Below are 13149 nucleotides of genomic sequence, written 5' to 3'. Positions count from 1 at the left end.
CAGCCACACATTAACTCATGTATTGATGATGACATTCATTTTTAAACTACCGCTAAAAGGGATTCTTTATGAAAAAGCAACTTATTGCCGCAACAATGATCAGCACTATGATGGTTTCAAATATGAGCTGGGCGAATGACGCTGACATTTCTGCTGAACGTGAACACACTGAAGAACTGGTGGGGTTAAGTTCTGGGATTGTACTGGGTGCTGTGATTGGCGGCCCTGTTGGTGCCTTTATTGGTGCATTAACTGGCACATTTATTGGTAAAACGGTTGGAGACGATGCCGAATTAGCCCAACAAAAACAACAGTTAGTGGCGAAAAATCAACAGTTGGCTCAAACCAACGAGCAATTAATAGCACTCAACACTAAACAGCAAACATTGGAGCAGGTGTCAGATAAATACTATCAATTACAGTCGAGCTTAGCAGAACAAAAAGCCAATCAACAACGAACACTTAATGAGTTAACTATTGGGATGCATGTGCAGTTTAAGACAGGATCGAGCCATATTGAACCATTATTCGAGCAGCAGTTAGATAATGTGGCTTACATGATGAACTTGTCACCAGAACTGACCATTGATTTAACCGGTTATGCCGACCGCCGTGGCGATAATGATTTTAACCAAGCTTTGTCTGAGCAACGTTTGGCTGAAGTAACTCAATATTTGGTTGCACAGGGTATTGAACGGCAACGTCTGCACGGACAAGCTTATGGCGCTAGTTTGCCAATGCACCAACAACAAAATTTTGAAAATGACTTTTTTGATCGTCGCGTTACGATCAAGTTAATGGCGCCGGGTGCTGAATTAGCCGCGAATTAAACTCACCACGAGTTAAATACCCAGTCAATTTTCTTTGTTGTTTTGAATATGACCCATAGGCGCAAACAATGGTGTTGCAGCCTATGGGTAAGGATCCGCTATGCAGCCATTTTTTTTTGTAACACGTTTGTCTGTACATCATGTCGGTAAGTTGCTGTACTTATGTCTATTTATTGTTGTTAATGCCAGTTTTACAACTGTGCATGCATCACCGGCAGGATATCAAGATGACGATATCACCCAAGGCAGCTTAGTGTATTTTCAACAAGGCCAGGTGATACAAGCCTTGGCTTTGGACACGCAAGTCAGTATGAAAGTATCGGGCTTACTTAATCGAGTCACGGTTAAACAAGTTTTTATTAATGACTCGGATCTATGGGTTAATGGGCGCTATTTATTTCCGTTACCTGAAACGGCAGCAGTCGATAGCATGGCGTTACGCATCGGTGACAAAGTCATTAGCGGACAAATCCAACCTAAAAAACAAGCGTTACACACTTTTGAAACCGCAAAAAAGCAAGGCAAACAGGCTAGCTTGTTACAGCAACAGCGACGTAACTTGTTTATATCAGAGGTAGCTAACTTAGCGCCGCACGGACAATTAGTGGTTGAAATCAGTTATCAGCAAAAGATTGAATATAGCGATGGAGTATTTAGTTTACGTTTCCCATTAGCGATTACTCCGCGTTATAACCCGCAAGATAATCATGGTGCAGAGCCGCTAGCTCAGCCTGCTAGCCATATTGAGGCTATGCCCGTTGTGCAAGCTCAGCCTGAATTAATGGCCAACACGCAGATCAACACGCAGATCGATACGCAGGTCAATATGCAAGTGAGCATTGATGCTGGTTTTGAATTGACATCCCTTAGCAGTCTGTATCATCCGATTAAACAATCTAACAAGGATCATCTATACAGTGTGAGTTTTGCTGGTAAGCAAATTGCCGACCGCGATTTTGTGTTGCAATGGCAAGCCAATGTTGGCGCATTACCGCAAGCGGCAACCTTTTATCAAACCGGTAAAACCCATGATGAAGCCGATGTTAAAAGCTATTTTGAAATCAACAAGGTTAATGGCACCGATCCATTGCAAGGACAATCCCATCCCGTCGACAACAGTTTGTACTCGCTGGTGATGTTAATGCCGCCCAGTGTCGAGGTCAGTGAGCAACATCTTATTGCTCGAGAACTGATTTTGGTGATCGATACCTCAGGTTCAATGTCAGGTCAGTCAATCACTCAAGCCAAACAAGCGTTGCCATTTGCGCTTGCGGGGCTGCGTGATATCGACACCTTTAATATTATCGAATTTAATAGTGACGTGAGCATGTTGTCAGCGACACCATTGCCAGCCAATAGTCGTAATATTGATCGAGCCAAGCGGTTTATTTATGCATTAGAGGCTGATGGTGGCACCGAAATGCGCAGTGCACTTCAAACCGCGCTGGTGGATAGTGTGCAGCAAGATTCTGATCAAACCGATATACGCAGTAATATGTTGCGCCAAGTGATTTTTATGACCGACGGCGCTGTTGGCAACGAACATGAGTTGTATCAGCTTATTAACGATCAATTGGGTGACAGCCGCTTATTCACCGTGGGTATTGGCTCGGCGCCAAATTCAGATTTTATGCGCCGAGCCGCGACTATGGGACGTGGCACATTTACCTACATTGGTGATGAGTCAGAAGTGCAGCAAAAAATTGAGCAATTGCTGAATAAAATTGAGCAGCCGGTGTTGACCAATATTGGCTTGCACTACCTTGATGGCAGCGTGCCAGATTATTGGCCGACGACGATTAGCGATTTATATCAAAACGAACCGATTTGGGTAAGCATTAAATCTGCATCACATCAACAGCAACCCATCATAGTGTCGGGCAATATTAATGGCCAGTATTGGCAGCAACAGCTTGATTTTGAAGATAACCAAGCTGCTAAGGGCATTGATTTGTTATGGGCAAATGCGCAAATAACATCACTTGAGCTTTATAAAGACAATGCCAGCCGCGACCGCGTCAATAAACAAGTGGAAGCATTAGGGATCTTGTATCACTTAGTGACCAGCCAAACGAGTTTAGTCGCAGTGGATGTCACTCCGGTGAATCCATTGATTGATAGCCCCATTGATGTCAAATTGCAGCCTCATATGCCCCATGGTTTACAAGCTGCACCGTCGTCTTCGCAAGTGTTGCCACAAACGGGGACCAGCAGTCGGTTATGGTTATTAATTGGTTTTAGCATGCTGAGCTTAGGATTACTGCACTATTTATGGTTAAGACAATGCTTACCGGGCCAATTGTTAGTGATTGAATCAAATGAGTAAGTTGGAGGTAGAATATGCAGCGAACAATATCACCGGCCAAGCACTGGATTGTTATTGTGCTGACAAGTGTGTTGGGGTGTGGACTATTGATACAGGGAGGTTATATGCAAGCTAAGGCCCATTTTGCCCAATTTTTGATTGAGCGAGCATTTGAAAAAACGTTGGTGGATAATCAACCGCATAAACCTTGGTCTTGGGCTGACACCCACCCGGTGGCTAAAATGCGCGTGTTGCAACAACAAACCGATGGTTTACAACCATTGGGGAGTGACTTATATGTGTTAGCGGGGGCATCTGGGCGCAATTTAGCCTTTGGTCCTGGGTTGATGTTAGGCGGCGCGGCGTTGGGGGATCAGGGACATATGATCATTGCGGGCCATCGTGACAGCCATTTTATGCGTTTACAATACGTTAAAATAGGCGATATTATTGAGCTTTATAGTACTGCTGGCGAACGGGTGTTATATCAAATAACCGCGACACAAGTAGTACATGAAACCGACATTGAGGTGCTTGCCCCCACGCCAGAGAGTCACTTAACCTTGATAACCTGTTATCCATTTGATCAACTCAGCGGTAATGCTGAATATCGATATATTGTTGAAGCTAAACCCTTGGAGGCAAAACCGTTATACAGCTAGCGATAATGCGGTTAATGACTTGCTGATAGTGGAGACTGGAAAGTTTGACGGTTTTGGACGTTCAGAGGCATGAAAGTCTTTAGCGTTGAAGCCAAATGTTTGATTGAAGGCTAATGTACAAATTAAAGCGAAGTCAGTGAAATATTATCGGTAACTTCGCTTTATCGTCAATAAAAAAGCAGCGCCCAAAAGGACTCTGCTTTTCTATTAGCCAAGCTGCCATTAAGCTTTCATTGATTTTTCACCCCGGGCTAAACCGACCACACCTGAACGTGATATTTCAATCACCTTGGTCATATCGGTGATCGCATGGATAAAGGCATCAATTTTATCGCTGGTTCCGACCATTTGAATAGTATAAATATTGGCGGTGACATCGACGATTTGACCGCGAAAAATATCCGCCGTGCGTTTAACTTCTTCACGTTGATCGCCTTGAGCTTTAACTTTAACTAAGGCAATTTCACGTTCGATGTGGGGCGACTCAGTAATGTTAGCCACTTTTAAAATATCGATAAGCTTATGCAATTGTTTTTCAATTTGCTCAAGAATATTTGCATCGGCAATCACGGTAATATTTAAGCGTGACAAGGTAATATCTTCAGTGGGCGCAACGGTTAAGCTTTCAATGTTGTAACCGCGCTGAGAAAATAACCCCACCACTCGTGACAATGCGCCCGGTTGGTTTTCAAGTAATACAGAAATAATACGACGCATTAGCTTTTCTCCGTTTTGCTTAGCCACATGTCGCTCATCGCACCGCCGCGAATGAGCATAGGGTAGACGTGTTCGGTCTCGTCTACGCTGATATCAACAAACACTAACTTGTCCTTCATCGCTAACGCTTCAGCCAGCTTAGACTCAAGTTCATCTGGATGATTAATGTTCATACCAACATGACCATAGGCTTCTGCAATTTTGGCAAAATTAGGCACAGAATCCATATAAGAATGGGAATGACGACCAGAGTAAATCATGTCTTGCCATTGTTTTACCATACCAAGGAAACGGTTATTTAAGTTGATGATTTTAACAGGAGTATCATATTGTAGTGCCGTTGAAAGCTCCTGAATATTCATTTGGATAGAGCCATCACCGGTGACACACACTACGGTTGCCTCTGGGAAGGCCATCTTAACGCCCATCGCCGCAGGTAAACCAAAGCCCATGGTGCCTAATCCACCTGAGTTAATCCAACGGCGGGGTTTATCAAAAGGATAATACAAGGCGGCAAACATTTGATGTTGACCTACATCAGAAGCCACATAAGCGTCACCATTAGTGAGTTTGTACAATGTTTCAATAACTTGCTGTGGCTTGATCCTATCGGTTGTACGATCGAACTCTAAACTCTTACGTGAGCGCCAAATTTCGATATCGCCCCACCATGCGGTAATAGCGGCAACATCATTAGTGGCTTTAGACTCATCAAGTAGATCTAACATACCATCTAGAATATTATCGGCAGAGCCAACAATTGGAATATCGACTCTGACGGTTTTAGAAATAGACGATGGATCAATATCGATGTGTAAAATGGTTGCATTGGGGCAATATTTTTCAACATTGTTGGTGGTGCGGTCATCGAAACGGACCCCAATACCAAAAATTAAATCGGTGTTGTGCATCGCCATATTGGCTTCATATAAACCATGCATTCCTAGCATGCCTAAACTCTGCTTATGGGTGCCAGGAAAGGCGCCTAATCCCATTAGGGTGCTGACTACGGGAATGTTCAAGCGTTCCGCAAGGGCAAGGAGTTGTGCATCACAACCTGAGATAACCGCGCCACCACCGACATATAACACCGGCTTTTTAGCGGCCAGTAGAGCTTGCAAGCCTCGACGAATTTGGCCTTTATGACCTGCTGTCGTTGGATTGTACGAGCGCATTTTAACGCTGTCTGGGTAAACATATTCATGCAGTATATCTGGGCTTAAGCAGTCTTTTGGCAAGTCAATAACGACGGGTCCGGGACGACCTGTCGCGGCAATGAAAAAGGCTTTTTTGACCGTTTCTGGAATGTCTTTAGCATCGGTTATTAAAAAACTGTGCTTTACGATAGGGCGTGAAATACCAATCATGTCGCATTCTTGGAAGGCGTCATTACCAATTAAATTACTTGGCACTTGACCAGACAACACCACTAATGGAATGGAGTCCATGTAAGCGGTGGCAATACCTGTGATGGCATTGGTTGCACCAGGACCGGAAGTCACTAACACTACGCCCACTTTACCCGTGGCTCGTGCATAGCCATCAGCCATATGCACCGCAGCTTGTTCATGACGAACTAAGATGTGTTCTATACCAGATGTTGTATGCAGAGAATCGTAGATGTCTAATACTGAACCGCCGGGATAACCGAAGATATGGCTGACACCTTCATCAATTAATGAGCGCACGATCATATTCGCGCCAGAAAGCTTTTCCATGAAATAAATCCTTGTTAAGTTACCGTATGGTAAACAGTATCTTGTATACAACGACGGTAATCGTTTGAATAAATAAGTTTGAAGGGTAATTCAAACTCGAGGATTGAATTAACAGCAGTTAAATTCAACAACTTGTCCATCAGAGACTGACTTAGCTCTTCCTTCCATCTTATGTAAATTTATTTTTACTGCAACTACTTTAGTTAATTATTTTTCAAGCTTGAAATAGTTTCATGTTTATGAACTTATTTGGGGGCGGTATATAAGATGTACAAGTAATCGCAAGGCGCCATAAGACCTATAATCAAAATCTAACGGTTTTAGACTAGATAAACTGCAAATGTAGGGTGAGGTCGGTTAATGAACTCTGCCTCTGAACTGCTGTAAAGGGGGGGGGGTGGTAATGTTACTAAGAGGGCGGACATGGAATCGCAGAAATTTAATCAAGTTTATGGATATGAAGCTCGAGTTCAATTGAGTTTCAATTCTTACATGAAAATAGCCGCATTGATTAGTTTTACCTTTGCCATTGTGATAACGATTTTACTTCGAGCCGTGGTTATAATTGGCGCAGAGCCGGGTATTGACGGATCAACATTAGACACCTGGATAATGGGTTACATGTTTGTAGGCTTTTTTATTACCAGCTTGATTAGTTCAGCGATTTCGTTTGTTATTTATTCACTAATATGTGCTAAACAAAAAGGCCACAGAGTAACGGGTAGATTTTCCGTATTAGTAAGTCGTTCTGATAAGTGATTTGTAGCGTTAGATAAGCTATTCATGGAACTGATTTAAGTGAAGGGTAGGGTTCAATATTTTGGCGTTCACATAAGGACAAGACCATCGATATTAATGGCCTTATCCTTGTTTACCGCAGTGTTAGTTAGCCGGCATCATTTTTCGGTAAGGTACTTTGAAAAAACTGGCACACCCCAACTAATAATACTGCACTAAGCATCAACGCCGAAAAAGGCACTGCGCTACCGTCATAAAAATACGCCAGTAATGGCCCCGCGACAGCACCAAAACCAAATCTGAGGGTACCGATAACGGCTGTTGCTGTGCCAGTTTCTTGCTTGAATTTCATTAATACGATGGCGTCAGCATTGACCGACATTACACCTAGGGAGCCCATTAATGGGATTAGCATCAGCACGGTAAAGTGATAACTTAACTCCAGTAAATTAACCGCTAACAAGCCTGTTGCGGCAATGGAGCAAAAAAAGGTGGCTACATGCAACATGCGTTTTGACCCGAATCGAGTCACAATTCTGGAATTAACAATGTTAGCCAGCATCAAGGCGCCCACATTGGTGCTAAATAAAATAGCAAATAACGATTTATCTAAATGAAACACTTCCATGTAAATAAATGGCGAAGCGGTTAAATAGCAAAAGAAGGCAAATGAGGTTAATACGCCGCTAGATAAATTCAGTTTGACCCCACTACGGGAAAATACGGTGTAGTAGGCGCGTAAAAATGATTTTTGACTGCGCCCGCCTAAGTCCTTATCGCTGGGCATTTTAAGTTTAAATAACACTAAAGCCAGTAGCGTAATGGCATAGCAACTTTGACTTAAAAAGATCAGGTGCCAATCGCCGAGTTCCATAATCAAACTGCCCATCGTCGGGGCGAGTAATGGTGCCAACATCATGATGAGGCTGACATACGACATACCTTTGGCCGTATTGTCGCCATAAATTTCTTTAATATAGCCCGGAACCACAACCGTGGCCGCCGCGCCAATGAATGCTTGGGCAAAGCGCAGCATCAAAAACTGTTCAATACTGGTACTCAGTGCAATTAACAAACTTATCAATGTGAAGCCTAACAACCCAAAAATAACCAGTGGTCGACGACCAATTTTATCGGCCAGTGGACCAAAAATCAGCATGCCCAATGCATAGCCCGCCAAATAAATACTGAGTGATTGTTGCACCGTGGTGATGTCGGTATCAAACCCTAATGCCAATGTGGACATTGCCGGTAAGTACATGTCGATAGCGAGAGGTGTAATGGCGACAATGGCGGCAAGCATGGGGATTAGCATCGCTAAATGGGGGATACCCGCTGATACAGGAGATGAATTAAACTTTGATGGCGATACCACGTGAACCTCGTGTACTTTAGGTGTTGCTGCAGATAATGCTAAATCAACATTAGTCTACCATGCTATTAGGCATTTACTGAGGCTGATTTTGTAATGAATAATATAGGTGGATGGTGTTTGCATTAGAGTCAAATAGGGAATTTTTTTGAATACATAGGGTCAGTATTTAGGTCATTAACCCGCCACTCTAATGGGTCCAATCACTCCCTTTGGTGAGTAACCGAATTTTAGTTTACTGACTGACTTGTTGTACAAAATGCCAAGCCTAATTCGCTTGGCGTTTTTTGTTTACAAAATATTTATTTATCACTCGTGAATATGTCGTAATTAATTTGAAATAAAACTATGATAAATGCCTACATTATTTTTATTGAGGTTACTGTGCTACTGAGTCGGTTATATGGATTTATGCCTGGTTTAGAGACTTTTTCTCGTTACGAGCGAAGCTGGCTTAAAGATGATGTTCGCGCAGGCTTATCTGTTGCCGCCGTCGCTTTGCCCGTGGCAATTGCATATGCGCAGTTGACGGGCGTCAATGCTGCGGTAGGTTTGTATTCATGTGTGTTACCTATGCTAATTTATGCCTTATTTGGCACATCAAGACAACTTATCGTTGGGCCTGACGCCGCAACATGTGCGGTTATTGCTGCTGTTGTAACACCTCTTGCGGCTGGGGATAGTCTTAAGCATTGGCAATTAGTCATGACCATGACCGTGATGACGGGGTTTTGGTGCTTGATTGCGAGTCGGTTTAAATTAGGTGTGCTAGCGGACTTTTTGTCAAAACCGATCTTAATGGGGTTACTAAACGGTGTCGCGATTACCATTATTGTTGGGCAATTTTCAAAAATATTCGGCTTTACCTTTGATGAAAAATACTTACTTGAGCGTTTAGGCGGTGCGCCGAGTTATTTATCACAAACTCATGTTCCGACGTTATTGATGGCCATTCTCACTGTGATAGTTTATTTTTTGATGAAACGCTTAAAACCAACATGGCCAGCATCAATGTTTGCTATTGCTGTGAGCGGCGGGTTGGTGTGGATTTTTCATTTAACCGATTATGATGTTGCGGTGATTGGTAGCGTGGCTGGAGGCTTGCCATCATTTCAAGCACCAGTGTTTAACATTGGTATTGCGCGTGAGTTAGTTATGCCGGCACTGAATTTAGCCATGGTCAGTTTTGTGAGTATGATGCTGACAGCCCGCAGTTTTGCGGCCAAAAACGGTTACGACATTGATGCTGACAAAGAGTTTAAAGCACTAGGGTTAGCCAATCTTGCTTCCGCTTTATCGCAAGGATTTGCCGTGAGTGGTGCTGATTCCCGCACCGCAGTAAACGATGCCAATGGCGGTAAAACCCAATTAGTGTCCGTGATTGCCGCAGTATTGATTGCCATTGTTGCAGTGTTTTTAACGGCGCCATTAGAATTTATTCCCAGCGCAGCATTGGGGGTGGTGTTAGTGATTGCGTCAGTACACCTCATTGATCTAAACGCTATTTGGGGTTTACGTTTACGCGATCGCCAAGCATTTTATTTAGCCTTAACGACTTTCCTTGCGGTACTTTTTATTGGGGTTATCCCTGGGATTACTCTGGCGGTTTTATTAGGCTTGTTTCAGTTCCTTCGCACGGTAATGCGGCCTACAGACCAAGTGCTTGGACTTGATTCTAAAGGCATTATCCGTAGCCTAGACAGCAGTGATAAAGCGGCTCCCATCCCCGGGATATTTATTTATCGATTTAATTCTCCACTAACCTATTTTAATGCTACTTATTTTAAGCGTCGCTTATTAGAGCGTTTTGCACGACAAAATCAGCTTGAAACGGTCGATTGCGTGATTATCGATGCTGTACCTTGCTTTACACATTTAGATTTGAGTGTGATGGCAATGTTATCCGATATTGATGTGTTGCTCAAAAAGCGCGGGGTTAGTTTAGTGTTGGCTGGGCGTAAAAGGCAATTATTGAGTTGGTTTGAACAAACAGAGATGGTGTCAGGGGATGAGGGGATCACTATTCGGTCTGATTTATATCTTGCATTGAAGATGCATCAAAGCCATATTGCGGCTAATGAAGCACAAAAGCTCGATAGTGGTCATACTGATGAATCAACGGAGATCGTATTGACACACAATTAAATTTATCCCTTTGGGTTAAATACTCTTGTGGTTTTTTGTTTAATTTTTTACAAATTATTTATGTTTACAAATAGTGTCGACGACGATGTTGTTCTATAACATCGCCCAAATAACTAGGGTATGGTAATCATACTTTGTAATGACGCCCCCTCGAAAATAAGGGCCTTAATTTTATTTATGGGCCCTTGAGTAAAGTAAAAAGCGTAGTCTTTCTATTGGATGTGGCATGTATGGTTTCGCAAATAAGTGAAGCAATGCTGGATGTGATCGCCGATGCGTTAGTCGATAAAGGGTATATCCTTTTATCAGATATCATTCCTGATTATGTAAGTTTAGCCTTGCTTGAAAAAATGCAAGCTGAGCAAAATATTGAATTTAAAAAAGCGGCTATCGGTCGAGGTATAGAACAGCAAATCAATACTGAAGTTCGTTGCGATAAAATTAGCTGGCTGGACAATCAAGATCATATTGACCGAGAATATATATTGGTTATGAACCAATTGAAAGATGGCCTAAATCGACGTTTGTTTATGGGACTATTTGATTTTGAAAGTCACTATGCCGTGTATGAGCCGGGTGCGTTTTATAAAAAACACCTTGATTCACTTCATGGCAGCCAAAATCGTATTTTATCGACAGTATTTTTCTTAAACCCTGATTGGCAAGAAAACGACGGCGGTGAATTGATTCTTTATGATGAGTCTGATTTACCACTAGAAGTCGTTAATCCGAATATTGGTACCTTGGTACTGTTTTTAAGTGAACGCTTCCCCCATGAAGTCAGGCCAACAATGAAAACCCGTAATAGTATTGCCGGATGGTTTAGGGTGAGTAACGCCAATCACGGTTTTTAATCACTCTATTGTGATGAACTCCGCATTTAGCAAGCGCTTTTAGCTCGCATTTTAGCAACAAACCCAAAACAATGTTTTTTGGGGATGGATATAAACATTGTTGGTACTGACTGTAAATCTATATGCAGTTAAGGTAATGTAACCTTTTAACGAAAGGAGCGTTAATTTGAGCTGGATTAATAGGCAAGATTGCTTGATGGGTGAACATGTCATCTTAGAGCCGTTATCTTTAGAGCATGTTCCAGGCTTAATTCTGGCGGCTAACGATGGTGAGTTGTGGAAATTATGGTATACACAAATCCCCAATTTCGAGGGTATGAAAGCGTATGTCGAGTATGCTCTAGCCTGTGAAAAAAGAGGCGAAGCGGTCGCGTTTGCGGTGCGTGATAAAATATCAGGCAATATCATTGGTAGTACTCGTATTTGTCATTGGGAACAACCCCATCGTAGGCTTGAAATTGGCTACACTTGGTACGCTAAATCCTATCAACGAAGTGCTATTAATACAGAATCCAAGTTATTGTTACTGCGTTATGCATTTAATACCTTAGATGCCATTGCGGTTGAATTTAGGACTCACTGGCATAATCATGCCTCTCGAAATGCTATTTCGCGGATGGGCGCCAAGCAAGATGGCATATTACGAAATCATAAAATTCAAGCAGATGGTACCATTCGCGACACGGTCGTGTTTTCGATTATTGAAACGGAATGGCCTCAAGTTGAACAGTTTTTAAGCTCTCGTTTAGCGCATTATCAATCGTTAACATTATCTACAAATTTCTAAAAATGAAGGGAAACAACCATGAACAAATCTGCTATGTGGATTTTTACTGCTTCGGCTATGTGTGTGAGTATGTCTGCATATGCAGAAGATGCTGCAGAAAAAGCATTTACTGATGAGTTAATAGAATGTGCTGCTTATTATCAAATAAGTTCAGAAGCGATTGGTGCGATGAACGCTCCACAAATGAAAGCGGTGGGAGATCGTTTAAAAATATCTGCAATTGATGCTGTCGCTATAGCGGGCAAGTATCGTGCACCCGCAAAAGTTGAAACAGATGTTAGCGAAGCTAAACAACAGCAAATTGATAAATTAGCTGGGTCGAATAATTTAGGCGCATTGATGTCAAAATACAAAGATAGCTGTAAATCGATCGTAACCAACCCACAAAAACGCTTAGATTATTGGACCATGGCGACCATGTAATCCGCTTATTTTTTGTAAAAAGACATAACCACGTTGAGGTAACTCGCGTGGTTATTTTTTTAGCCACAGCCCTTGTGGTGTTTGGATCATATGCCCAGGTTCGGCTGCTTCAATGGCTTTTTGTGCCGCGAGTGTCGCGACTTTATCAAGACTAATATTATGGCGATTAGCGATGATTTGATAATAGTGTTTGCGTTTGGCATTAATGGTGAGTACTAGCTGTTGCGTTTCGGGTGATTCAATGACAACGCCTAAATAACCATTGGGTTGCTCACCCACTATTCTGGCCGTTTTGGCCTCTTGCAATGTCATTGCCCACGCGGTGGCACACCATAATAGACTGGTTAAGCATATTGCAGTTGCTAGAGTGAATGTCGATTTCATGTTGATCACCTCAGCTTAAAATAACTCATCATTTTCAAGTAGATTATTAAGCTCTTTTTCCACTTTAATTTTAATTTCATGCTCAATTTTAACATTTAAATTAATTACAATAGGCTTATCGGGTGGTTCTATCTTTACCGTGGGCGTACAGGCTGAGAGCCATAACGATGCCATTATGGTGCTAAGACTAACTAAATATATCGATGAATATTTC

General features: G+C 42.4%; 13 protein-coding genes. 8 read left to right on the top strand and 5 right to left on the bottom strand.

Annotated features, from left to right (window positions below):
* Positions 1-68: 68 nt before the first annotated feature.
* The 3 genes from pdsO (at position 69) to CXF80_RS05765 (ending at position 3797) form a co-directional block, all read left to right on the top strand.
* Complete coding sequence (gene pdsO / locus CXF80_RS05775) at positions 69-830, top strand: sortase-associated OmpA-like protein PdsO (protein ID WP_101031979.1); 762 nt, start codon at positions 69-71, stop codon at positions 828-830.
* Between the two features lie 100 nt (positions 831-930).
* A complete protein-coding gene (locus tag CXF80_RS05770) occupies positions 931-3156 on the top strand; it encodes a marine proteobacterial sortase target protein (RefSeq protein ID WP_101031978.1) in 2226 nt (741 codons plus the stop codon).
* A 14-nt stretch (positions 3157-3170) separates the two neighbouring features.
* Entirely contained in the window at positions 3171-3797 is a 627-nt protein-coding gene (locus tag CXF80_RS05765; RefSeq protein WP_101031977.1) for a class GN sortase, read from the top strand.
* A gap of 222 nt (positions 3798-4019) precedes the next feature.
* On the opposite strand, the gene ilvN is transcribed toward CXF80_RS05765, so the two are convergent.
* Positions 4020-4514, bottom strand: coding sequence for an acetolactate synthase small subunit (ilvN, locus tag CXF80_RS05760; RefSeq protein WP_101031976.1), 495 nt, complete (start codon positions 4512-4514; stop codon positions 4020-4022).
* Entirely contained in the window at positions 4514-6232 is a 1719-nt protein-coding gene (locus CXF80_RS05755; RefSeq protein ID WP_101031975.1) for an acetolactate synthase 3 large subunit, read from the bottom strand. Before CXF80_RS05755 ends, ilvN begins: the two co-directional genes overlap by 1 nt.
* 423 nt (positions 6233-6655) lie before the next feature.
* Here CXF80_RS05755 and CXF80_RS05750 point away from each other — a divergent pair, with 423 nt between their 5' ends.
* Positions 6656-6991, top strand: a complete 336-nt coding sequence (locus tag CXF80_RS05750) for a hypothetical protein (RefSeq protein ID WP_101031974.1) — start codon at positions 6656-6658, stop codon at positions 6989-6991.
* A 127-nt stretch (positions 6992-7118) separates the two neighbouring features.
* Here CXF80_RS05750 and CXF80_RS05745 read toward each other — a convergent pair whose 3' ends face one another.
* Positions 7119-8285, bottom strand: a complete 1167-nt coding sequence (locus CXF80_RS05745; protein WP_101034686.1) for a multidrug effflux MFS transporter — start codon at positions 8283-8285, stop codon at positions 7119-7121.
* A 405-nt stretch (positions 8286-8690) separates the two neighbouring features.
* Here CXF80_RS05745 and CXF80_RS05740 point away from each other — a divergent pair, with 405 nt between their 5' ends.
* From CXF80_RS05740 to CXF80_RS05725, 4 genes are all read left to right on the top strand, one after another.
* Positions 8691-10487 carry a SulP family inorganic anion transporter gene (locus tag CXF80_RS05740; protein ID WP_443018995.1) on the top strand — a complete coding sequence of 599 codons (1797 nt, stop codon included), beginning with the start codon at positions 8691-8693 and terminating at the stop codon, positions 10485-10487.
* A gap of 230 nt (positions 10488-10717) precedes the next feature.
* The gene (locus CXF80_RS05735; RefSeq protein ID WP_101031973.1) at positions 10718-11341 is read left to right on the top strand and encodes a 2OG-Fe(II) oxygenase; all 624 of its coding nucleotides are present in this window, start codon (positions 10718-10720) and stop codon (positions 11339-11341) included.
* 196 nt (positions 11342-11537) lie between these two features.
* Positions 11538-12128 (top strand): GNAT family N-acetyltransferase, encoded by a 591-nt coding sequence (locus tag CXF80_RS05730; RefSeq protein WP_101034684.1) that lies wholly within the window; start codon positions 11538-11540, stop codon positions 12126-12128.
* Between the two features lie 33 nt (positions 12129-12161).
* Positions 12162-12551, top strand: a complete 390-nt coding sequence (locus CXF80_RS05725) for a hypothetical protein (RefSeq protein ID WP_232772196.1) — start codon at positions 12162-12164, stop codon at positions 12549-12551.
* A gap of 51 nt (positions 12552-12602) precedes the next feature.
* Here CXF80_RS05725 and CXF80_RS05720 read toward each other — a convergent pair whose 3' ends face one another.
* Positions 12603-12935: a YdbL family protein gene (locus CXF80_RS05720; protein ID WP_101031971.1), complete on the bottom strand. Its 333-nt coding sequence runs from the start codon at positions 12933-12935 to the stop codon at positions 12603-12605.
* Between the two features lie 15 nt (positions 12936-12950).
* A complete protein-coding gene (locus tag CXF80_RS05715; RefSeq protein ID WP_101034683.1) occupies positions 12951-13109 on the bottom strand; it encodes a YnbE family lipoprotein in 159 nt (52 codons plus the stop codon).
* Between the last annotated feature and the right edge of the window lie 40 nt (positions 13110-13149).

It is taken from the genome of Shewanella sp. Actino-trap-3 (assembly GCF_002836275.1).
In the GTDB taxonomy this organism is placed as follows: Bacteria; Pseudomonadota; Gammaproteobacteria; order Enterobacterales; family Shewanellaceae; genus Shewanella; species Shewanella psychromarinicola.
Note: the sequence above shows the minus strand (reverse complement) of the source record. Positions and strands in the feature narration are given on the sequence as shown.

Excerpts from the sequence above, each read along its gene's own strand:
- CXF80_RS05725 (WP_232772196.1), top strand. The coding sequence starts at position 12,162 with ATGTGGATTTTTACTGCTTCGGCTATGTGTGTGAGTATGTCTGCATAT.
- CXF80_RS05730 (WP_101034684.1), top strand. The coding sequence starts at position 11,538 with ATGGGTGAACATGTCATCTTAGAGCCGTTATCTTTAGAGCATGTTCCA.
- CXF80_RS05765 (WP_101031977.1), top strand. The coding sequence starts at position 3,171 with ATGCAGCGAACAATATCACCGGCCAAGCACTGGATTGTTATTGTGCTG.
- ilvN (WP_101031976.1), bottom strand. The coding sequence starts at position 4,514 with ATGCGTCGTATTATTTCTGTATTACTTGAAAACCAACCGGGCGCATTG.
- CXF80_RS05745 (WP_101034686.1), bottom strand. The coding sequence starts at position 8,285 with ATGCTAATCCCCATGCTTGCCGCCATTGTCGCCATTACACCTCTCGCT.
- pdsO (WP_101031979.1), top strand. The coding sequence starts at position 69 with ATGAAAAAGCAACTTATTGCCGCAACAATGATCAGCACTATGATGGTT.
- CXF80_RS05715 (WP_101034683.1), bottom strand. The coding sequence starts at position 13,109 with ATGGCATCGTTATGGCTCTCAGCCTGTACGCCCACGGTAAAGATAGAA.
- CXF80_RS05720 (WP_101031971.1), bottom strand. The coding sequence starts at position 12,935 with ATGAAATCGACATTCACTCTAGCAACTGCAATATGCTTAACCAGTCTA.
- CXF80_RS05735 (WP_101031973.1), top strand. The coding sequence starts at position 10,718 with ATGGTTTCGCAAATAAGTGAAGCAATGCTGGATGTGATCGCCGATGCG.
- CXF80_RS05750 (WP_101031974.1), top strand. The coding sequence starts at position 6,656 with ATGGAATCGCAGAAATTTAATCAAGTTTATGGATATGAAGCTCGAGTT.
- CXF80_RS05755 (WP_101031975.1), bottom strand. The coding sequence starts at position 6,232 with ATGGAAAAGCTTTCTGGCGCGAATATGATCGTGCGCTCATTAATTGAT.
- CXF80_RS05770 (WP_101031978.1), top strand. The coding sequence starts at position 931 with ATGCAGCCATTTTTTTTTGTAACACGTTTGTCTGTACATCATGTCGGT.
- CXF80_RS05740 (WP_443018995.1), top strand. The coding sequence starts at position 8,691 with ATGATAAATGCCTACATTATTTTTATTGAGGTTACTGTGCTACTGAGT.